Origin of the sequence: Streptomyces sp. Sge12 (assembly GCF_002080455.1) — a bacterium.
Classification (GTDB): Bacteria; Actinomycetota; Actinomycetes; order Streptomycetales; family Streptomycetaceae; genus Streptomyces.
Window position 1 is genome coordinate 7,618,353 of sequence record NZ_CP020555.1, and the last position, 21,043, is coordinate 7,639,395.

The 21,043-nt window shown below is 72.9% G+C and carries 19 protein-coding genes and 1 pseudogene; 7 read left to right on the forward strand and 13 right to left on the reverse strand.

Features of this window, described 5'->3' with window-relative positions; genetic code table 11:
• Window positions 1-127 precede the first annotated feature (127 nt).
• Complete coding sequence (locus tag B6R96_RS34155; RefSeq protein ID WP_081524672.1) at window positions 128-1,600, forward strand: hypothetical protein; 1,473 nt, start codon at window positions 128-130, stop codon at window positions 1,598-1,600.
• Window positions 1,601-1,709: 109 nt separating this feature from the next.
• Here B6R96_RS34155 and B6R96_RS34160 read toward each other — a convergent pair whose 3' ends face one another.
• The gene (locus B6R96_RS34160; protein ID WP_159396421.1) at window positions 1,710-2,123 is read right to left on the reverse strand and encodes a hypothetical protein; all 414 of its coding nucleotides are present in this window, start codon (window positions 2,121-2,123) and stop codon (window positions 1,710-1,712) included.
• A 517-nt stretch (window positions 2,124-2,640) separates the two neighbouring features.
• Here B6R96_RS34160 and B6R96_RS34165 point away from each other — a divergent pair.
• The 3 genes from B6R96_RS34165 (at window position 2,641) to B6R96_RS34175 (ending at window position 4,506) form a co-directional block, all read left to right on the forward strand.
• Entirely contained in the window at window positions 2,641-3,183 is a 543-nt protein-coding gene (locus B6R96_RS34165) for an SDR family NAD(P)-dependent oxidoreductase (RefSeq protein WP_237291601.1), read from the forward strand.
• 96 nt (window positions 3,184-3,279) lie between these two features.
• Window positions 3,280-4,107, forward strand: a complete 828-nt coding sequence (locus B6R96_RS34170; protein ID WP_081524674.1) for a helix-turn-helix transcriptional regulator — start codon at window positions 3,280-3,282, stop codon at window positions 4,105-4,107.
• 39 nt (window positions 4,108-4,146) lie between these two features.
• Window positions 4,147-4,506 (forward strand): hypothetical protein, encoded by a 360-nt coding sequence (locus tag B6R96_RS34175; RefSeq protein ID WP_107475638.1) that lies wholly within the window; start codon window positions 4,147-4,149, stop codon window positions 4,504-4,506.
• Window positions 4,507-4,578: 72 nt separating this feature from the next.
• On the opposite strand, the pseudogene B6R96_RS34180 reads toward B6R96_RS34175, so the two are convergent.
• From B6R96_RS34180 to B6R96_RS34195, 4 genes and pseudogenes are all read right to left on the reverse strand, one after another.
• Window positions 4,579-5,136, reverse strand: a pseudogene (locus tag B6R96_RS34180) (DUF6886 family protein).
• A 42-nt stretch (window positions 5,137-5,178) separates the two neighbouring features.
• Window positions 5,179-5,823, reverse strand: a complete 645-nt coding sequence (locus tag B6R96_RS34185) for a hypothetical protein (protein WP_159396422.1) — start codon at window positions 5,821-5,823, stop codon at window positions 5,179-5,181.
• Window positions 5,824-5,985: 162 nt separating this feature from the next.
• Window positions 5,986-6,888: a DUF3626 domain-containing protein gene (locus B6R96_RS34190; RefSeq protein ID WP_081525392.1), complete on the reverse strand. Its 903-nt coding sequence runs from the start codon at window positions 6,886-6,888 to the stop codon at window positions 5,986-5,988.
• A 198-nt stretch (window positions 6,889-7,086) separates the two neighbouring features.
• The gene (locus tag B6R96_RS34195) at window positions 7,087-7,803 is read right to left on the reverse strand and encodes a DsbA family protein (protein ID WP_081524677.1); all 717 of its coding nucleotides are present in this window, start codon (window positions 7,801-7,803) and stop codon (window positions 7,087-7,089) included.
• Window positions 7,804-7,986: 183 nt separating this feature from the next.
• Here B6R96_RS34195 and B6R96_RS34200 point away from each other — a divergent pair, with 183 nt between their 5' ends.
• Window positions 7,987-9,354, forward strand: a complete 1,368-nt coding sequence (locus B6R96_RS34200) for a cation:proton antiporter (protein ID WP_081524678.1) — start codon at window positions 7,987-7,989, stop codon at window positions 9,352-9,354.
• Here the strand turns inward: B6R96_RS34200 and B6R96_RS34205 are convergent.
• From B6R96_RS34205 to fusA, 4 genes are all read right to left on the reverse strand, one after another.
• Complete coding sequence (locus B6R96_RS34205) at window positions 9,308-10,024, reverse strand: polysaccharide deacetylase family protein (protein WP_203351692.1); 717 nt, start codon at window positions 10,022-10,024, stop codon at window positions 9,308-9,310. The genes B6R96_RS34200 and B6R96_RS34205 overlap by 47 nt on opposite strands.
• 224 nt (window positions 10,025-10,248) lie before the next feature.
• Complete coding sequence (locus B6R96_RS34210; protein WP_081524679.1) at window positions 10,249-10,791, reverse strand: FABP family protein; 543 nt, start codon at window positions 10,789-10,791, stop codon at window positions 10,249-10,251.
• 41 nt (window positions 10,792-10,832) lie between these two features.
• The gene (locus B6R96_RS34215) at window positions 10,833-11,372 is read right to left on the reverse strand and encodes a DUF3291 domain-containing protein (RefSeq protein WP_081524680.1); all 540 of its coding nucleotides are present in this window, start codon (window positions 11,370-11,372) and stop codon (window positions 10,833-10,835) included.
• A gap of 187 nt (window positions 11,373-11,559) precedes the next feature.
• Window positions 11,560-13,635 carry an elongation factor G gene (gene fusA / locus B6R96_RS34220; RefSeq protein WP_081524681.1) on the reverse strand — a complete coding sequence of 692 codons (2,076 nt, stop codon included), beginning with the start codon at window positions 13,633-13,635 and terminating at the stop codon, window positions 11,560-11,562.
• 517 nt (window positions 13,636-14,152) lie between these two features.
• On the opposite strand from fusA, the gene B6R96_RS34225 reads away from it, so the two are divergent.
• Window positions 14,153-14,752, forward strand: a complete 600-nt coding sequence (locus B6R96_RS34225) for a hypothetical protein (RefSeq protein ID WP_159396423.1) — start codon at window positions 14,153-14,155, stop codon at window positions 14,750-14,752.
• On the opposite strand, the gene B6R96_RS34230 is transcribed toward B6R96_RS34225, so the two are convergent.
• Together B6R96_RS34230 and B6R96_RS34235 are read right to left on the reverse strand one after the other, a co-directional pair.
• Complete coding sequence (locus tag B6R96_RS34230) at window positions 14,736-16,142, reverse strand: sensor histidine kinase (RefSeq protein ID WP_081525394.1); 1,407 nt, start codon at window positions 16,140-16,142, stop codon at window positions 14,736-14,738. The two genes, B6R96_RS34225 and B6R96_RS34230, sit on opposite strands and share 17 nt — an antisense overlap.
• 76 nt (window positions 16,143-16,218) lie before the next feature.
• Window positions 16,219-16,896, reverse strand: coding sequence for a response regulator transcription factor (locus B6R96_RS34235; RefSeq protein ID WP_030387677.1), 678 nt, complete (start codon window positions 16,894-16,896; stop codon window positions 16,219-16,221).
• A gap of 135 nt (window positions 16,897-17,031) precedes the next feature.
• On the opposite strand from B6R96_RS34235, the gene B6R96_RS34240 reads away from it, so the two are divergent.
• Window positions 17,032-17,658, forward strand: a complete 627-nt coding sequence (locus B6R96_RS34240; protein ID WP_159396424.1) for a hypothetical protein — start codon at window positions 17,032-17,034, stop codon at window positions 17,656-17,658.
• An 18-nt stretch (window positions 17,659-17,676) separates the two neighbouring features.
• On the opposite strand, the gene B6R96_RS34245 is transcribed toward B6R96_RS34240, so the two are convergent.
• Entirely contained in the window at window positions 17,677-18,897 is a 1,221-nt protein-coding gene (locus B6R96_RS34245) for an FAD-dependent monooxygenase (RefSeq protein ID WP_081525395.1), read from the reverse strand.
• Between the two features lie 55 nt (window positions 18,898-18,952).
• Window positions 18,953-20,860, reverse strand: a complete 1,908-nt coding sequence (locus B6R96_RS34250) for a hypothetical protein (protein ID WP_081524684.1) — start codon at window positions 20,858-20,860, stop codon at window positions 18,953-18,955.
• Window positions 20,861-21,043: the final 183 nt, after the last annotated feature.

Here is a 21,043-nt window from a genome sequence, read left to right on the forward strand (position 1 = left end):
CTGCACGACGTTCCTTCCGGTGAGTGTGGGGAAGGCGCCTGCCGGAACCATCTGATCGCCCGGTTCCCCAACGAAACCGCGTGAGAAACTCGGTGGTCGGATCACTGAGGCAGAAGGGTCGCTTGCCATGTCGGACGCCATACCGCCGCCGGTGCATCTCGACGGGGTGGTGGACGGGCTGGCGGAGAACCCGTCCCTGCCGTCCGAACTCGTGCGCCGCCTCCTCGGTCATCGCACGGGCTTCGGCGAGGTGGCCAAGCGGCCGGACCTGAGCGATGACGTGATCGCCGAGATCATTGCCATGGACGATCACTGGCTCACACACTCGCTCGCCCTCAACCGCCGCCTCCCACAGGCCTTCCGGATGATGCTCGCCGAGCACCCGGATCCCGCAATTCGCAGGGCTCTGGCCGTTGCTGCGGACGGCGCACCGCGAGGGCTGTTCGAACGGCTGCTCGGCGACGCCGACCCGCAGGTTCGCGAGCACTTGGCGGAGAGCGATCACGTGCCGGCAGACCTGCGGGCCCGGCTCGCGGCGGACGAGAACCCGAAAGTCCGGGCGACGCTTGCCCAGTGGTGGACGACGGCCCCGGAACCGGTGCGTCGAACGCTGCTGACAGATCCCGACGACTCCGTACGGGCAGCGGCCTGCGCGACCTACTTCCGCCGGATTCCCCATCCCGTTCCGCCGGTAGACCTCGTTCCGGAGCTGCTGGCCGACCCGGTCACGCGCGCCGGGGCGGTACGCCACTGCACGCTGGACACCGCCGCCGCCCGCCGGCTGGCCGAGGACCCGGACGATGACGTACGCGCGGAACTCGCGGAACACCCGGACCTGTCACCGGAGTTGCGCGACAAGCTCGCCGAGGATCCCAACCAGCGCGTTGCGCTCCGTATCTTCGCCCGTCAGGACACCCCGGAGCCGACTCGAGCCGCGATCCATGCACGGATCCTGTCCGAAGTCCCCCCACTGGACTGGCTCGAGGACCACGAAGCCCTGGACGACGACGCTCTCGAACGGGAAATCCTGGGCGAGCTAGCCCGCGCGGAGCTCCGGACACTGCGCCTGCCATGGGTGACGACCGACCCCCTGCCGTACGTGGACTCGCCATACGTCTGCTTCCGCGCCTCGGCAGCGATGTCCGAGCAGCTCCCGCCGCCGCTCGTTGCCCGACTGCTCGACGACGAGGAGAGCAGCGTCCGTACCGCGATGGCCCTCCACGCCCGGGACCGGATCGATCCCGACACCGCCGAGCGCATCGACCGGACCTTCCGCCCGGACAAGGTGGTCCGATGGCGTCCGGCCGACGACTTCCCCCTTCCGGCAGACGTGCTTCGACGCCTGGCCACGGATGCTGACCCGAGAATGAGGCAGCTGGCCCCGCGCGACCCCGACCTGCCCGTGGAACTCGCGCGCCGCCTGGCAGCCGACCCCGACCACATGGTGCGCCGCACCATCGCGGCCCATCCCAGGCTTCCGGCCGAGGAGCTGACGCGGCTGCTGGCCGATCCGGCGGAATCTGTGGCGGCCACCGCAGCCGCAAACCCCAACCTGCCGACCACAGGCATGTACCAGCTGATCGCCCTCGCAGGCTTGTGACGCTCGATTGCGCGTCGCCGGTACCGGATCAGGTCGGGATGGCCGGCCGCGGCCGCCGGCTGAGCGGCCGCGGAACGGTTGGGGCCGGCGGCAGCCCTGGGGGAGGGGGTCAGGGGACGACGATGGAGAAGGAGGCGTCTTCGTAGACGCCGGGCTTTCCGGTGATGACGAGGAAGGTGTCGGTGCGCGTCCCGCACGAGGGGTGCGGCCACATCGAGATCCGGATGTCGTATTCGAAGCTGATGTACTGCAGGGTGGCGTTGGGGACGAGCTTGCGGATGTCGAGGTCCTTGTCCTCCAGCTCGACGCAGTAGTGGCCCGCCGCTGGCTTGGTGACGGCTTCGATGCCCTTGGACCGGTTGACGCTGCCGTTGGCGTTGACCACGGCCGCGGCCTGCGCGTAGGGGGCGGTCACCTTCGCGGAGCCGGGGGGTGCGGCCACCGCTGTTCCCGCCCATGTTCCGCCGGCGATGAGCCCGAGGGCGACGCTGGTCCACACGGCTGCGCGGGTCTTCTTGCTCATGGGCATGTGCAGTTTTCCCCTCTGTGGTGGTGCCGGTGGCCTCCCCGGGCCGTCGGCACACCCGAAGCTAGGGGTGCCGCCCCGGCCTTCGTGGTCCTCACGCGGTGAAACCACCGGTTGAGGGGGCGCGGGAGGTGCTCGACCCGGACCGCGGCGCGCCTTCGGCGCGTGTGGCGTGGGCTTCCCCGGGCGGGGTCTGTTCCGGGCTTGGGGACGGACCGCGGGTGTGCAGTGGCGTTTCGCCGGTGAATCGGGCGCTCCGGGAGGGTGAACCTGCCTCTGCAGATCCCGTCGATGAAGGACACGCCCAGTCCGGGTTCCCAAGGGCGGACCGAGTGGAGATTGGACAGCGAGATCACCCCATCGGGCTTCCACTGCCCCTCGCGCAGCCACACGTCCAGTTCCCACGGGCCGGGCAGCAGGTCCTCCTTGCCGGACGGCCGAGGCTGCGTGCCCCCAGGAGACCCAGGTTGATCTGGGCCTGGTTGGCCTGGGGGCTGGTGGCGAGGCTGTGGTCATGACCGACAACAACATTGATGTGACCGACTTCCGTAACCGTGTCGTCCTGATCACCGGCGGAACCAGTGGGATGGGCCTGGCCACCGCGCGTCTGCTCCTGGAGGCCGGCGCCGAGGTCGTCATCACCGGCCGTGACGACGCCCGCCTCGACCGCGCGGCCGAACAACTGGCCGAGGTGTCCGACCGGGGTGCCCGGCTGCTCACCGTCCGGGCCGACTCCGCCAGCCTCACCGATTTCGACCGCTTGGCCGCCCTGATCCGTGAACGCCACGGACGGCTGGACGGGGTGTTCGCCAATGCCGGGGTCGGAGTGTTCCAGCGCAGTGGCGAGGTCACGGAGCAGGACTTCGATCGCAGCGTCGACGTCAACTTCAAGGGGGTGTTCTTCACGGTCCAGAAGGTTCTGCCGCTCCTTGACGCGGCGGGCGGCGGTTCCATCGTGATCAACGCCTCGTGGACTCTGCACCGAAGCCTGGCCGTCGCACCCGTGTACGCGGCCACCAAGGCCGCCGTCCACGCTCTGGCCCGCACGGGGCAGTGATCTCGCCGAGCGCGGCATCCGGGTCAACTCGGTCAGCCCGGGTTACATCGTCACCGAGATGTTCGATGCCGCCAACCCGGATCCCGCCGCGCACTCCTGCACCCTGAAGACGTCGCCCTGCCGGACTTCGGAGGCCGGCGCCGGGTCGCGGGCCTGCGCCGCGAGGAGATCGCGCAGCTCGCCGGAGTGAGCGTCGACTACAACACGCGGATGGAACAGGGCCGCGTGCCCAACCCCTCGGGCGCGGTACTCGACGCCCTCGCCCGCGCACTGCGGCTGGACGGGGATGCGACACGGCACCTGCACCGCCTCGCCCGACCGCAGTCCTCCGCCCGGAACGTTCCCCGGCGCCAGGCCCAGCCGCAACGCGTGCGCCCCATGCTCCAGAGGTTGCTGGACGATCTGGTGGACATGCCGGCGATGGTGATGGGCCGGCGCATGGACGTACTGGCCTGGAATGCGGCGGCGGTCGCACTCTTCGATGACTACGCGGCCCTGGACCGCGCGGAGCGCAACATCGCCCGGATCACCTTCCTCGACGAGACGTCCTGGGAGCTGTATGCGGACTGGCCGTCCTGCGCCCGCGGGAATGTGGCCTACCTCCACATGGACGCGGGCCGGCACCCCGACGACCCCGAGTTGGCGAGCCTGATCGGCGAACTGTCGATGAAGAGCGCGGACTTCCGCCGTTGGTGGGCCGAACACCCGGTGCAGGACAAGACCTCGGGTACCAAGCGCTTCCACCTGGGCCACCGAGGCCCCCTCCCCGATGCCGACCGACCACCGCGCCCGCTGACCTTCCGGGCCGTCAGGGCCTCACCACCAGGCGCTGCCGGAGGTGCGAACCCCCTCCCGGCTGGACCCCGTGGCGTTGCTGTTCAGCCACGGAGGCTGGAACCGTGCGGAGATCAGGGACGTGTGTGATCTCGTACATGAGATCGAAAAGGGAGAGGTCGGGCACGGATGACGGCATCGGGGAAGAGCAGGCAGCCGGGCCTGGGCTGGTACGTGACGGGGCCGCTTCTCGCCGTGGTGATCACGGTGCTGGGAGGCGCCCTGGCGACGCAGAGGTGGGCGGACTGCCCGCACGGTATGGACGCACCGACCCATGCGGGACTCGTGACGGTCATGCCGTTCGCCTGGTTCGGCATGACTATGCTGCTCGTGGTCCTCCAGTCCGGCTTGGTGGCGCTCCTGCCGGAGGAAACGGACGCCGAGGTGAAATGGGTGGCGCTGTTCGTGGCGGCCGGTGTGCTCGCCCTGCTCTACCTCTCCGGAACGGGCCCGGACACGGCGCCGGACGGCTCCTGCTACGGCGGATAGCCGTGTACTGAAGCCGAGCGTCGGGCTGGGCAGGCTCCCCGAACGGCCGGCCGCCGCCCGGTTCGTGTGGCTTTACGCTCCGGGGGTGTGGGCGCCGGGGCGGGGGAGGGCGTTGCGCAGGCGGATGCCGCCGAAGCCCAGGGTGCTGGTGGTGACGGCGTCCCAGAAGCCCCACAGGTTGTCCAGGACGCGGAGCTGGATGCCGGCGTCCCGGTGCAGGCGCAGCAGGTCGCCGGCGGGTTCGGCGGGTCCCAGGGGCTCGACGGGGTCGGTGGCCACGTGGGCGTGGGGCACGGGTTCGCCGATGGGGCGGAAGGGGCCGGCGGGGAGGCGGTAGGCGAAGAGTTCGACGTTGAGGAAGCGTTCCACCCAGCTGTACTCGATCGCGTGGACCCGCCGGCCGCCGCCAGGGCCGATGATGTGTTCCGTGTCGCTCGCGGCCGTCGTGGGCGTGGTCCACGCCATCGCGCGGGGGCACTCGCGGGGGAACCAGTAGTCGGGAGCCTACGCGGCGTCAACGGCCCATACGACAGCCTCCGGGTGCCGGGCGGTGGCCGCGATGTGCGGGCGGAACAGGGTGATCGTCGGGTCTTCCGAGAAGTGCAGCACTTCCCCGGGCCGTGGTCGCATGGACCGGTTCTACCAGCCCGCCCGCGCGCCCCCAACCCCCTGTCAGCCTCCGCCGCCGGTCGAGCCGCCGTGACCCAGGGCCATCCACGGAGGGGACTGCACACGACGCTGGACGACCAGGTCCACCTGGATGGCGGCGGGGGCGAGTATCTGCTCCAGTTCCTGGAAGACGGGCGTGGTGTCGGTTGTCCACGGGAGCAGCGGCATGGGCCGGAGCCGGCGGCTGTTCTTCAGAAGCACGCACAGGGCGATCTTGGCGGACACCGGCTTCCGGTCCCCCTCGTGCGACTCCATGATGGAGTGGTCGATCCAGATCTGCTGTACGTCGGCGAGTGGCCGCGGCCGGCCCGTGTGGGAGCCCCGGACGAGGGTCATGGTGTCCGGGGCGGCCGCGGGCGAAAACCGCACCCGGGTCACGCCCCGGAAAGCCCCGTACAAGATCACGAACGTGTTGACGACGAGTCCCACCGCCGCGGCGACCCCGACCGCGGCCCAGATCCGGCCGGGCCCCTGCTCGAGAACCGCCATGGCCAGATAGACCGGGGCGCCGTACAGGGCTCCGGCTGCGAGCGACCCGAACACCTCCCCGGGCCAACGCCTGGCAGCGAACACGAGCGGCCCGACTTCCTCGCGAAGCACCACGTCGACCACGTCGGGGCCCGAACGGTCGATCCGCACACTGCTCATGACACGACGTTAGAACGATGCCACCGGTGGGGGAAGAGCGCGCGCGGCGCCAAGCCGCCCGCACAGCATGCGCGCACCTCGCTCAGGGCCACCACTTGCCTCGTGGGGATCTGCGGTCTCACCGCCCGGAACAAAACCCACAACCCGTCGGGCACCAGACCCTCAACGAAGGCCGTCCGCTGCAGCCCCCTCCATCGGTGCCGGTGTCGACGATCTGCCCGTGGCGTTCCCGAGGGCCCCGAATCGTGCCAGGTAGTGCCAGACCTTCTTGACCGCCTGGGGGTCGTAGAGGCCGGCGCGTGCAGCATTTCCGACGGTTCGAGGATCGAGCACGCCGTCGACCGCGATCTGCGTGCCCAAGTCGACGTACTCCTGGCTTCGGTAGCCGGGGTGACGTCGGAGTTCTTCAACCCTGAGCCGGAAGCCGGGGTGCCACTCCACCGGGCAGCCGAGACGCAGAGCCGCGTCCTCGACCGTCGTGCTCCGGTAGCACGGGTCCAGGACCAGCGCCTCCACATGGCAGTGCAGCCGGACCGGCCCGTGCACTTGCGCCTCGATGTAATCGTCCAGTTCGTCCTGGCGATCGGCGAAAGCAAGCTCGATGAGCCCCATGCGGGCCGCGACACCGAAGTTCGACGGTTCGAGAAAACTGTCCGGGTAGCAGAACGTGGTCCGCGTCAGCGTCCGGGCCGTCAGCCGGAAGTGCGCCGAGCCGAACCGCGGCGCCCCGCCGACCGGCTTGCGACGAAAGTTCAACGCTCCGTAGACGGGCCGCTCATGAGCGGTCGCTTCGTTGTACGCCCCGTCGAAGATCCGGCTCTCCCAACGCCACCGGTCGCCGCCTGGATGCGCGGTCAGTCCGCCGTTGCTCGTCCCAGTGACGAACTGCGAGTGGTAGACGCCGCCCTCGGCCATGGCGTCCAGGATCGGCTTGCCGTGCAGCAGACGGTCCGGGTGGAAGTTGAGGGTCACCCGCAATGCCGGGTCCATCGCAGGGCCCGACGCCAGTTCCGCGACATGCCGAAGGGCCCGTTCCTGCGCTGTCCGGGAGGCTGCAGAGCTCATCGGCACAGTGTTCCCCACCCTGATCAACCGGCGCACGCGGATTGTCCACCGACAGCCCGTTCCGGCGTGACGGAGCGTTGCTTGATCACCAATCTCCTGCGGTGTTCGCCGAGCGAGGCACCACCCGGGGCCGGCAGCGGCGAACTGCCCGGGCGACATCCGCAGACGTCCAGCCCATGCCCCACGCGGGGGATCCCGCTACTGCACCTGGGCCCGGGCCACCTTCTTCAGGTGCCGGGACAGGCTGCTGCGGTCGGTGTAGTACGCGCGGCTGCCCGACGGCACCAGGGTTCCGTTGATCGCCATCGTCGGGGTTCCCTTGGCGGGCGACTTGCTCATCGCGTCGTCGGCGGCCTCGACGAAGTCCCGGTACTTCGTGTCCAGCACGGCCGCGTCGAACTCCGGGCCGCGCAGACCCTCGACCTTGATCGCCAGCCCCAGCAGCCGGTCCCGAGTGAAGCCCCCGGACTTTCGGACCGCGGCCTGGTGGCGGTACAGAAGTTCGTGGTACTCGGCGAACCTGCCCTGATCCACCGCCGCGCGCAGTGCGTTCGCGGCGAACTTCGATCCAGGACCGAGGAAGGACCCCAGCGTGAACTGCAATTGCAGCGCGCCGTTGCGGGCCGCCCGCTTCAGGTACGGGGCGGTTCCCTCCGTTTCGAAATCGGCGCAGGCCGGGCAGCTCAGGTCCTCGTACAAGCGGACGGCGAGCGGAGCGGCCGGGTCGCCGAGTACGATCGTGGTGCCGTCGGCGGCCACGGATTCCCGTGCCGCGGGCAGATCCGCAGGCACCGACACGTCGAGCGGATCACCGCTCGCACCGTCCCCGCGACGGCAGGCGCCGACCGATGCCGACGCCGACGCGGTGATGGCCGCGGCCGCGACAAGGAAGCCGCGCCTGGATCTGACCTGCATGAATGTCCTCTCCCTGAGATCAACAGGGCGACATTACGCGGTCCGTGGGCCCGGAGCGCACCGATATTTCCGCACCCGACGCACGACTGAACGGTGCCCCCTCGGGGCCACGTGTGAGGGAGGGGCGGTACGCGCCACCTGCCGCCCGGACCCGCACCCCCGGCAACGGCGAAGGGAACGAGGATGACGGCGATCGACACGATCCGGCTGCTCGCGGCGCTCGCCGTGATCTGCGCCGCCGCGCACGGCTGCGGGTACCTCTTCGGCGCTCTGCGGCAACCACCGGTCATCGGCGAGGTCGTCGGGGGCATCCTGCTGGGCCCCTCGCTCCTCGGGCTGCTCGCCCCGGGGGCCCGGGCCGCCCTGTTCCCCGCCTCCGGGGCGGTGACCAGCGCCCTGGACGCGATCTACCAACTGGGGCAGCTGCTGCTGATGTTCCTGGCGGGTGCGGAGTTACGGATCCGGGCCGGCGGCCGCGAACGGCGTACCGGCACCATCGTCGCGGCGGCCGGACTCCTCGCGCCCTTCGCGGCGGGCGCGGGCATCGCGACGCTGTTCCCGGGCGTGTTCTCCGGCCCCGCGGGCTCCACGGTGACCGCGGCACTCGTCGTGGGACTCGCGATGGCGGTCGCGGCCATCCCGGTGATCTCGCGGATCATGATGGACCTGAAGATCATGGACACCGCCTTCGGCCGGATCGTCCTGATGGTCGCGGTGGTCGAGGACGTCATCCTCTACGTCGTCCTCGCGGTGGTCCTCGGCCTCGCCCGCTCGGGCACCGGCCACCCGTCCGGCCTGTGGGACGTCATCGGCACCACCGCGGTCGCGCCGACGGCCGCGTACTTCACCGCGGTCAGCCTGCTGTTCTTCGCCGGGAGCCTCACCCGGGGAGCCCGCCTCTTCCGCCGCGTCGCCGGTCATCGCGCCAACATCGTCGCCCGGCAGAGCCCGGTGGCGTTCCGGCTGATCTTCCTGTGCGTGATGGTGCTGCTGTGCCTGGGCCTCGGTATCAACGCGGTCTTCGGCGCGCTGATGGCGGGAGTCTGCGCCGCCCGCGGCGACCAGGGAGCCGACGGCGACGGGCCGGCCGACGGGGCCGGGGCGGCTGCCGAGGGCGGGCCGGCCGTCTGGGAGGCCATCCGGCAGTTCTCGATGGCCTTCTTCATCCCCGTCTTCTTCGTCCTGGTCGGGATGCGCCTGGACCTGGTGCGCGCCTTCGACCCGCTGTTCTTCCTGTGGTTCCTGACCCTCGCCTGCGGCATCAAGACGTTCAGCGTCTGGGCCGCGGCCCGCCTGGCCGGGGAGGACCCGCTCTTCTCCTCGTCCCTCGCCTTCGCCCTCAACGCCCGGGGCACGATCGGCATCGTGCTGGCCGGAGTCACTCGTCAGGCCGAACTCATCAACGACCGCTTCTTCGTGGTCCTGGTCCTCGTCTCCCTGGTCACCTGCCAGATCGCGGGCTTCCGGCTGTCGAAGGCCGCAGACCGCCTCAGGACGGCGACCGTCATCGGCCCCCGGCGGCAGCTTCGAGGAACGCGCGCAGGTCGATGACCTCGTACCCGTCGGCCCGGGCGGCGTCGATGATCAGGGGGAGGGCATCGGCGTCGAGGACGACACCGCCACCGCCCTCGTGGCTGCCGACGTGCATCTGGATGATCGCCCCCGGGGCGAAGGCGTCCACGGCACGCCGGACTGCACGCTCCACGCTCATGCCGCCCTCCGGGCCGAGGTAGCCGTTGGTGTCGGCGCTGAACTCGATCGCCGCGTAGCCCAGCGCGTTGACATCGGCGATGGAGGTGGGGGTGGTGGAGCTGTACGGGAACCGGAAGAACGGCAACGGCTCGGCCCCGGACGCCTTCCGGATCGCCGCATCGGCGGCACGCACCTCGTCGGTCCGCTCCGCCGTGGTCAGGTCCTTGAAGTAGGGGTGGCTGTACGAGTGGTTGCCGAGGCCGTGACCGGCCTCCGCCATCGCGCGCACCGCCGCCGGTTCGGCTTCGGCGAACTCTCCGGTGGGGAAGAAGGTGGCGGCCAGGCTGCGCCGCCGCAGTTCCCCCAGCACCGTGGAGATCCCGGAATCGTCCCAGGCGGCGTTGAAGGTGAGGGCCAGCACCTTGCGCGACGTGGGCAGTCGGCGGATCTCCTTGCCGAGGAGCGAGGCCGGCGGACGCGGACCGCCGGTGCGGGTGCCGGTGCCGGTGCCGATTCCCGGGACCACCATCGATGCCGATGCCGATGCCGATGCCGAAGCGCCGGCGCCGGGCACGAGCCCGGCGGCCCCCGCACACGCCAGGGCCGCCAGTGCGGCGCGTCGTCCCACAACCACCACGGTCACTCCCCACGCTCACGGCCTCCGGCTCGGGCCTGCCACCGACTATGCGACGGCGCGGTCCGCAGCACCCGCAGCCGTGCCGGGGCACCCGGGTGATCTGCGCAGGGCAGGGCCTACGAGGAGCGCTTGCGCAGGTGCGTGGTGAGGTGGTGCTGGAGGGGCTGTCCCACCGCGGCCATGTCGTGAACGACCGTCAGCTCGCCCGCTCCGACCGTGTAGTGGCGCCGCGTGCCGGTGACCTCCTTGGCCAGCGGGGTCAGTGCCACGTCCTTGGTCTCGATCTCGATCTCCGCGCCGGACACCCGTCCGACGTACGTCTCCACGACGCCGGTGGGGTGGGCGAGCACGACCTCCAGGGAGGCGTCGGGCGTCACCCGCCACCACCCGGCCTCGCGCCCGGCCGGCCGTACGGGCGTGCCGGAGGCGTCGATCAGCCAGGCGCGCGCCTCGTAGCGGAGGAAGGGGCGGCCGTCGTGGCTGAAGGTGATCTCCTGCTCGTAGGCGAAGTCCTTCTCGAGCGTCGGGTACTCGCCCTGCCCCCAGCCGTGCCACCGTCCCAGCAGCGGCAGTACCGGCCGCAGCAGCGGGTGCGGCTCGGGCCCCTCACCGAGGACGTGGCTGTCAGGGTAGGGATTTTCCTGCACCGACTCGAACATGTTCACCTTGCCTGTCTGCTGGGACCCCCGAAAGCCGCAGCTTAGTGGTCGGCCCCCTTGACCCCGGCCGGAGTTCCCTCCGGGGCGAACGAGTGGCGGAAGGTGAAGGCGTGCGGAGCGGAGCCGTGGTCGTGGAGGTGCTCCAGCCTGGAAACCCCGTCCCGCCACGTGGGTATCACGCCGTCGGAGACCCACCAGCACACGTAGTTCGGGTGCCCTGTCCTCTCGAACCAGTCGTAACGCCTGTTCAGGGCTTCACGGTGCAGACCGGTGTAGACGGCGTCGAGGGCGGGGCGCAGGCCGGTCCAGAGCGAGAGGGTCGCAGCCAGGGCGGTGGTTTCCACCGTACGGCCCTTGCCGTACCAGGTCGGTACGTCGAACTCCCCCCATGCGCCCCAGTCCGCGCCGAAGAGCTCGCCCCGGTCACCGTCTGCCGCTTCGGCACGCCCGAGGTATCCGGGGTGCCGGCTGATCTCCGGGTAGACGGCCTCACCGCTGGCGTAGAACTCGCGTGTGAGAGGTGCGGGATCGGCGAGAGGTGACTTCAGGACGCCGAATGTGTACAGCGCGAGATGGGGCATGCGTCTCTCCTCGGTCGGGGGTGCCCGGCGCGGACCCGGTGAAGGTAGCCGCCTCTGCGAGCCATGTCGAAGTTGCGTTTTCCCTGCCCAAGTGGCCTCCTGCACCGTTCAATGCGGGGGCGGGGGCGGGGGCGGGGCCCGCCCCGCCCCCCACGACAGGGGGACGGGGCGGGCGGCGACCGTGTCGTCACCGGGTCGGCAGGGCCCCCGCGACCGAGGCCGGGACCGGTGCGAGACCGGCCGGCCGGGTGGTGAAGGTGCCCCGCCCCTGCGTCCGGCCGCGCAGCCGGGACGCGTAGCCGAACAGCTCGGCCAGCGGCACGGCCGCCGTGATCACCGCGGTCCCCGCCTCCGCCGTGGAACCGGACACCCGGCCGCGGCGGGCCGCGAGATCACCCAGGACACCGCCCACGCCGTCCTCCGGAACCGTCACCGTCACCTCGACCAGCGGCTCCAGGAGCTCCATCGTGCTCAGGCGCAGGGCCTCGCGCAGCCCGAACCGGCCCGCCGCCCGGAACGCCATCTCCGAGGAGTCCTTGGAGTGCGTCGCCCCGTCGGTGAGCGTGACCCGCAGCCCCGTCACCGGGAACCCGCCGAGCGGGCCCTCGGCGAGCGCGTCCCGGCAGCCGGCCTCCACGGCGCGCGCGTACTCCTGCGGCACGCGCCCGCCGACGACCGTCGACCGGAACTCGAAGCACGGCTCGTCCAGCGGCTCGACGTCGAGGACGACGTGGGCGAACTGGCCTGCGCCACCGTCCTGTTTGACGTGCCGGTGGACCAGAGCGCTCACTCCGCGCACGACGGTCTCCCGGTAGGAGACCCGCGGCCGGCCGACGACGACCTCCACCCCGTGGCCACTGCGGATCTTCTCCACCGCGACCTCCAGGTGCAGCTCGCCCATCCCCGACAGCACGGTCTGGCCGCTCTCCGCGTCGGACCGCACCACCAGCGACGGGTCCTCCTCGGCGAGCCGTGCCAGCGCCGCCGAGAGCCGGCCCGTGTCGCTGTTGCGGCGGGCCTCGACCGCGACCGACACCACCGGCTCGGCCACCGACGGCGGTTCGAGGACCAGCGGCGCACCCGGCGCGCACAGGGTCGTGCCCGCCCGGGCGGCCTTCAGCCCGATCACCGCGACGATGTCACCGGCCACCGCCTCCTCCCGTTCCTCGTGCCGGTCGGCCTGGACCCGCAGGATCCGGCCGACCCGCTCCGTACGGCCCGTGGCCGCGTCCAGTACGGTCTCGCCCTTGCGCAGGGTGCCCGCGTAGACCCGCAGGTACGTGAGCCGCCCGGTCGCCGTCGCCGTCACCTTGAACGCCAGCGCCGTGAACGGACCGGCCGGGTCGGGGGCGCGCTCCGCCTCCGCGCCGCCCGGCGCCAGGCCCCGTACCGCAGGCATGTCGCAGGGCGACGGCAGGTACGCGAGGACCGCGTCCAGCAGCGGTTCGATGCCGCGGTTGCGGTACGCCGAGCCGCACAGCACGACCACGGCGTCCCCGCGCAGCGTCAGCTCCCGCAGGGCGCGCACCAGGGTGCGCTCCGTCAGGGCCGAGGCCGAGCAGAACTCCTCCAGGGCGTCGGCGTGCAGTTCGGCCACCGTCTCCTCCAGCAGTCGGCGCCGCCCGGCGGCCTCCTCCCGCAGCGCCTCGGGGACCGGGCCCTCCTGGTACGTGTCGGAGCCGTCGTGCCAGCTCAGCGCGCGCATCCGCAGCAGGTCGACGACACCGCGGAACGAGTCCTCCGCTCCGATGGGCAGCTGGACCACGAGGGGTACGACGCCCAGTCGCCGGCGGATCGACGCGACGGCCGTGTCGAGGTCGGCGCCCGCCCGGTCCAGCTTGTTGACGAACGCGATCCGCGGCACACCGTGCCGGTCGGCCTGCCGCCACACCGTCTCGCTCTGCGGCTCGACCCCGGCGACGGCGTCGAAGACCGCGACGGCGCCGTCCAGCACCCGCAGGGAACGCTCGACCTCGTCGGAGAAGTCGACGTGACCCGGGGTGTCGATCAGGTTGACGCGGTGGGCGTCCCAGGAGCAGCTCACGGCCGCGGCGAAGATGGTGATGCCGCGATCGCGTTCCTGGGGGTCGTAGTCGGTGATGGTCGTGCCGTGGTGGACCTCGCCGCGCTTGTGGATGGCGCCGGTCGCGTAGAGGATCCGCTCGGTGATGGTGGTCTTGCCGGCGTCGACGTGGGCGAGGATGCCCAGGTTGCGGACGGCGGTGGGGGAAGTGGTGGGGTGGGGCTGCCTGTTGGCGCGCATGGCCCGAGGCCTTTCGCATGTGCTGGGGAAGAGGGCGGCGCGATGTCACGACCCAGGACGCCACCGCGGCGGTGGCCCGGTGCAGCGGACGTCACCGTCCGGACGGGGTCCGGGCAGGAGGACGTACGGGCTCACGGGCTCACGGGCCTGCGGAAGACGAGAGGAACGGAACCCCGGAAGGGGTCGGAACCTCAGTGGTGGGTCACGGGCGTACGGTGCCGGCCGCGCAGCGGGCACCGCGCGCTGCGAGACACCGGGATCACGTCGTACCGGGACGGGGGAGCGAAGGCGGCAGTGCGGTACGTGCACATGGCGCGGCTCCCCTTCTCTTCATTCGGCACGGGCGCGGTGCCCTGTCGGCAGCGCGCACGGCGAGTCTAGTGATCGGAGTCTTCGGGCGCACCGGGTTTTCCCGGGTCGGTGGCGCCCCTCGCGGCGCCCACGGAAGGGGAGTTGACGCCGAGTCGGCGGCAACCGGAGGCGGGTCGCCGGGCGTCCCCCACCGGGGGTGGTGCTCGTGTCGGGAACGGAGCGGCAGCGGAGGCGGTGGTTCACCGTGGCCCTGCCCGTGTCGGCCGCGGCGGCCGTGTACGGATGGGTCCACTGGTACCTCGCGGGCCCCTCGTCGCCGCCGACGGCGGTCGCGGTGGCGGGCGGGGTCCTGCTGGTCGCCGGTGCGTGCGCGGCGTACGTGGTGCGCGTCGGCGGCACCGGCGGCTTCTTCGGGGTGCTGTTCCTGGCCGTCGGGCTGCTCCTCACCGTGACGGCCGCCGATCAGGCGACGGCACGTGCCGAGGTCGCCACCTGCGTGGTCGGCGCGGTCCACACCACGGTGCAGGCTTCGTACGGCGAGGGAGGCCCGCCCGAGAAGACCGTGTACCGCCTCGAACTGCGCTGCCCGGGCGGCTACCCCGCCGAGCTCAAGGACGACCGGCCCCTCGCCGCGGTGGGGGAGGAGATCGAGGTCGCCTACGACCCGCAGCGCCGGGTCTCCCCGGCCCCGGAGGGCGGGTCATCGCCCTGGCGGGCGGCCCTGTGGGCACTGGTCCTGCTCGCCGCCGGTACGGAGATCGCGCGGCGCTGCGCGCCGGGGCCGGGCGTCACGGCCGGGGCGTAGTCGGCAGGCGCAGCACCAGCCGCGCGCCGCCCCCGGGGTGGTCCCCGGCGCGGTCCCGGGCGCCGCCCCCCGGGCCTTCCTCGGCCGTGAGGGTGCCGCCGTGATGGGTGCTCAGGTCGCGGGCGATGGCCAGGCCCAGCCCCGCTCCGCCGTGATCGCGGCTGCGCGAGTCGTCGAGGCGCGTGAAGCGTTCGAAGATCCGCTCGCGGTCCGCCGCCGGGATGCCGGGGCCGTCGTCGACGACCTCCAGGACGGCCGTGCCCGGGCCCGCCCCCTTCGTGGTGCGCAGGGTGACGTCCACGCGCCCCGCGGCGTAGCGCTGCGCGTTGTCCACGAGGTTGGTCACGATCCGGCCGAGCCACAGCGCGCCCGCCGTGACCTCGACGCCGGCCTCCAGCCCCAGCCGTACGGGGACCCGGTCGCCGAGGCGGCCCTCCACCACCTCGCGCACCAGGGCGGTCAGGTCCAGCGGGGCGGTGACCACGGGCTGGGCCGCGTCGATGCGCGCGAGCAGCAGCAGGTCGGCCGTGAGGTGCTGGAGCCGTTCGATGTCCTCCAAGGCCCCGCCGATCAGCTCGGGCCACAGCTCCGGGTCCCGGACGGCCAGGGCCACTTCCAGCTGGGTGCGCAGGACGGTGATGGGGCTGCGCAGCTCGTGCGAGGCGTCGGCGATGAACTGCCGCTGCCGGATCCCGGAGGCCTCCAGCCGGTCCAGGGTGGCGTTCATGGTCTCGGCCAGCCGGGCGACCTCGTCATGGGTGTCCGGCACCGGCACCCTGCGGTGCAGGTCGCGGTCGGAGATCCCGGCGACCTCGGCCCGGATCTCCTCCACCGGCCGCAGCGCATGGCCGGTGACCCGCCAGGTCACCAGGGCGACGGTGGCCAGCAGCAGCGGCAGGCCGATGACGAGGGCGGCGGTGGTGGTGTCGTCGGCCGCGTCCACGTCCCGCAGGGAGGCGCCGGCGTAGACGATGGCCATGCCGTCCGGGGTCTGCGTGACGACCTGGACGACCCGCTGCCGGTACTCGCCGTCGATCGGGCGGACCCGCCACGTGTGGAACCGGGTTCCCGGCACGCCGGGGGCCGGCGGCGGGAAGGCCGGCACACCGGCCAGGTTCGGGCTGGCGAACAGGATGCGGCCGTCGGCGCCCACCACCTGGACGAAGTCGATGCCGCGGACCGGCGGACGGACACGGCCCAGCCTGCCGGTCGCGGCGAGCTGCGCCACGTTCTCGGCCTGCCGGCGGGCGTCGTTCTCGGCGTTGCGGAGCAGGTTCGCCTCCAGCAGCCCGAGCAGGGCGAAGGAGGCGAGCGTCAGGGCCACGGCCACCACCGCACTGGCGCCCACGGTCGCCCGCGCCCGTACCGTGGTCGGCCACAACCGCCGCAGCACCGGCCACCGGCGCAGCACCGCGCGCAGCACGGCGCCCACGGCGGCGCGCACCCGCCCGCGCGGGCGCGGACGCTCAGCCACCGTCGGCCGCCAGTCGGTACCCGGCTCCGCGTACGGTCTCCAGCGCGGCCCGCCCGAACGGCGCGTCGATCTTGCGGCGCACGGCGCTCACGTGGACCTCGACCACATTGGGATCGCCGTCGAAGGCGCTGTCCCACACCTGTTCCAGGATGTCCCGCTTGGGCACCACCTCGCCGGAGCGCCGGGCCAGGTACTCCAGCACCGCGAACTCCCGCGCGGTCAGCCGTATCTCCGTCCCGTCCCGGGAACACGAGTGCCGGGCCGGGTCGAGCACCAGGTCGCCGAACCGCATCACCTGGGGCCGCCGGCGGCCCGTACGCCGGCCGAGCGCGCGCAGCCGGGCGACCAGCACCAGGTAGGAGAACGGCTTGGACAGGAAGTCGTCGGCGCCGGTGTCCAGGGCCTCGGCCTCGTCGTACTCGCCGTCCTTCGCCGTGAGCATCAGGATCCCCGACTCGTTTCCGGCCGCGCGCAGCTTCGCGCACACCCGGTAGCCGTTCAGGCCGGGCAGCATGATGTCGAGCACGATCAGGTCGTAGTCGTGCTCGGTGGCCATCCACAGCCCCTGGGACCCGTCGTGGGCCACATCGACCGAGAAGCCCTCGGACTGCAGCCCACGCTGCAGGGCCACGGCGAGCCGCCGTTCGTCCTCCACCACCAGTACGCGCATGCCGGACAGGATCTCAGTACTGCTCCGCCGCCGGCTGAAGAGGTCTTCAGGTGGCTTCAGCGGGGCTTCAGGTTCCGCTCAGCATGCTCGGGAACGCGCCGCGCACCACGCCCGGTTGTTCTGAGGAGTTCCCGTATGTCTGATTCTGTGCCGCCGTCCGAGCAGGCCGAGACCGCCGCCCATGCCGCCCCATCGGCCGCCCCCACGGCCGTCCCAGAGGCCGGAGCCCGCAAGCCCGCGGCCCTGGGCCGCCTCGTCCCCCGCGGCCGGAGCGCCCGCTGGGTGGCGGCAGGAGCAGCAGCCGTGGTGGTCGTCGGCGTGGTGACGGCGGTGGCCGTGGCCGAGCACCACGACCACCACGTGCGCGTCGAGCGCGGCGGCCCGCGCATCGCCTGGGGCGGCCCCGGACCCGAGGGCGGTTTCCGCGGCGGCCCGCAGAACGCCGAACCGCGCCACGAACGCGGCCCGGGGGAGCCCGGCCGTCCGGCGGGCCCCGACGCGCCCGGCGGGCCGGGCCGCCACGCGGGCGGCAAGGCCGCCCCGGCGCCCGCGCCCATCCCCTCCCTGGCCATCGGCGAGGCGGCCGAGAAGGCGGCCGCGGCGGTGCCGGGCGGGAAGGTGGCGGGGCTGCGCGCGGTCGCCCAGGAAGGCGGCGGCAGTGCCTGGCTGGCCGTGGTCGTCGGCGCCGACGGGGTCCGCCACGCGGTCACCGTCTCCGGCACCGACGGCACCGTCACGAGCAACACCACGATGGATCGCTGAGCCGAGGGAGCCCGCGGGCTACGGGGCCATGGCCCGGCCCCCGATGCCCGGGGACCCGCCGAGCTGCGACCGCCACCAGTGGGCCATCTCGGCGCCGTTCATGCGCGCCCAGGCTGGGGTCCGCTCGACCTGGGCGCGCCCCAGCCGGCGGGCCAGCGCCACCAGGTCCCGTCCGGCGGCGCCACGGGTCTCCTGGTAGCCGCGCAGCAGTTCCTCGAAGGTCGTGGCGGCGCGCCAGCCGTCGGCGAGGGCGGTGGCGTCCTGGAGGGCCTTCGCGGCGCCGCTCGTGTTGTGCGGGCGTACGACGCTCGCCGCGTCCCCCGCGAGCAGCAGCCGGCCGGCGGCGGCGCGCGGGGTCTCCACGTCGTAGATGGGCTGGACGAAGGTGTCCGCCGGGCCGGTCAGCGCGAGGGCCCGCCCCCAGTACGGCGGGAACTCGCGGTCGAGCAGCGCGGCCAGGTGCAGCGCCAGCTCGGGGGTGAGGCCGCCGGGCGGGAAGCTCGTCGGGTCGTCGAGGCGCAGTCGGCCGTCCTGCGGCGGAGCGGCGTAGAGCACCCAGTTGACCCGCGGGCCGTCCGGCCCGGGGATGCGGTAGATGACGCACGAACCACCGGCGAAGCAGACCGTGGTCACCGCCGACGGGACCGGGTCCGCGGCGCCGCCGGACCCGTCGAGCAGCGCCGCGTCGAAGTTGCCGCGCCAGCACACGTAACCGGGGTACTGCGGCCGGGAGTCCGGGCAGAGCGCCGCGCGCACCACCGACCGGTACCCGTCGGCGCCGACGACCAGGTCGTACCGCTCGGCGCGGCCGCCCGCGAGCCGGACCTCGGCGCCCGCGGTCCCCGCCGCCCCGACGCCCGTCACCATCTCCCCCTGCCGGTAGCGCACCGAGTCCGGCACGGCCTCCCGCAGCCCCTGCCAGAGCAGTCCCCAGTGGTAGGAGTGGAAGGGGAACGGCTGCTCCCAGATCACCCGCCCGCCCGGCCCGTGGTCATCGTCGCGGACCACCCACCGGCGCCGCTCCAGCGGGTGCGCCGCGATCCCCGCGGGCAGTGCCCCGCTCGCGCCGAGCTCCGCGCCCCGCTCGTCGTGGATGCACAGCCCGACGCCCCGGTCCTGGAGCCGCCCGCGCGTGCGCTCCAGTACCACCACCTCATCGGCGCCCGCCCGCGCCACCGCCGTGGCAATGGCGCACCCCGCGATGCTCCCGCCGACCACCGCGACCGTTCCACCCCGCATGACCGTCTCCTCGTCGACGTGCATGACGGACGCGACCCCCTCCGGGCCGGTCCTCCTACTGACCGACCCGCGCCGCCGCAGGCGTGGGCAGCGCGGAACCCTGGAGGGCGTCCGCGGTGAGTACCACCAGCGCGTCCGTCCACCCCAAGGGCGCCACGGCGGACGGCAGCCCGGCCCCGTTCACGGTCTCCGGCAGCTCGCCCAGCCCGTTCCGCTTGGACAGCACCCAGTCGAGCACCCGCCCCGCCTTCGCCCGCTCACCCGTACCGGCCCAGGCGAGGGCGAAGAAGGAGGTGCTGGCCGTCCAGGCGTACGACCCCCAGCTGAAGGAGGGGTCGTTGCCGGGCGAGATCCCGCCGTTCGGCAGCAGCAGTGCGCGGTAGGTGGAGTCCAGCGCCTCATCGAGACCGGCCGGGGCGGAGTTGAACGGGGGCGCCATGAACGCCACCGCGCTGTCCCGGCCGTGCTTGCCGTCGACGGTCCGCTGGTAGCCCAGCGGGGCGAAGGAGGCGGCGATCCCCGCCGACAGCCGCCGGGCCGCGTCCCCCCAGCGCTCCGCGTCCGCGGCCATGCCCAGCCCGGCGGCCAGGTCGGCCGCGGCGTCGAGCCCGGCCAGCAGCGGAGCGGCGGTACCGATGTTGGTGGTCGTCGTGTCCAGCTCCCAGTAGTCCGGGGAGGCCGGAGGCAGCCCGTCCGGCCCCAGCGACCGCGCGGCGTAGTCGGCCGCCCGGCGCACCATCGGGTAGAGCTCGCGCAGCCGGTCGTCCCGCCCCTCGGTCGGCGCCGCACGGTACCACTGCCAAGTGGCCCAGGGAACCCAGCCGTTGGCGTCCAGCTGCCACTTCCGCGCGTCCGGCGGGCCGCTGCCGTCCAGCAGGGTGCGGGCCTCCCAGGTCCCGTCGGCCCGCTGGGTGCGCGCGTCGTAGCGCAGGATCCGGTACGCCTCCTCGTCGTGCCCGGTCGCGGTGAAGGCCACCGCGGCGAACGCCCCGTCACGGGGCCACGAGTACTCCCACGCCGGCGCCCACGCCGCGGCGAACGCCCCGCCCGGCTTCAGCAGCGCCCGCATCGACAGCAGCGCGCGCTGCGAGGCCGCCCGCTGCGCATCGGTGGCGCCCGGCACCCGGCCCGCCGCCAGCCATGCGCGGCTCTCCTCGATCTGCGCCAGGGCGCCCGGGTCGTCCGCCGCGACCACCGCCGACGCCGATGCCCCCGCGGGCAGGTACCGCCACCGGCCGGAGGGCAGGCGCAGCACGTTGCTCCCGTCGACGTAGGAGGCGCCCACGGCGAAGGAGGGCAGGACGGCCTCGGTGGTGACCCCGTTGGCCAACAGCCCCGACGTGCGGGCGGCGAGGGCGGAGGTGGGCACGTAGCAGGGCTCGGTCTCCCCGCAGCGCTCGCTGCCGGCGGGGTTGACGTGGAAGGCCGGCCGGGAGGTCGCTGCGTGCCAGCCGCCCCAGTACGCCTCGTCGTAGTTCCAGGAGGTCAGCGAGCCGGGCACGGACCGTGTGGTGCCGTACCAGGCGATCGGCCCGCTCTCCTCGGTGCTCGCCTGGAGGAACAGGTAGTACACGGTGCCCGCGGTGACGGCTGCGTCGAGCGGGAACTCGACCCAGCCCGCTCCGGCGCCGCCGAGGGAGGCGAGGTCCAGGGTCGCCGAGGCGATCGCCGACCCGGGGTCCGTACGGACCCGGCGGACCTGGGCGGTCACGGTGCCCGTCGCCGCCCCGCTGCCCAGCCAGACGCTCACCCGGGAGAGCCGGCTGCCGTCCACGGTGAACTCCTGCGCCGCCGCGTTGTTCGTGGCCTTCACGCCGAACAGCGCGGTCTCGTGGCCGGGCTGGCCGTCGTAGGGGACGGCGGCGGCACCGGCCGGCCGGCCCGCCGCGTCCGGGAGCGAGGCCGGGACCCCGGCCACGGCCAGGGACAGCACGACGGGCAGCAGGGTCCTCGCCAACGCCATGGGGGCACGTCCTTCCAGGTCGGACGGCGCGCGGGGCCGAGGGCCGGGGCGCCGGAAACTGGACCCACCATGCAGGCATCCGGTACCCCGGCGGTGTGAGTCGGGCCGTGTCTCCCCGGATGGGGTGGCAGCGGCATCCATTCGTGTGAAGAAAGCCGCGGCGGGCGACCGTACGGGCGCACC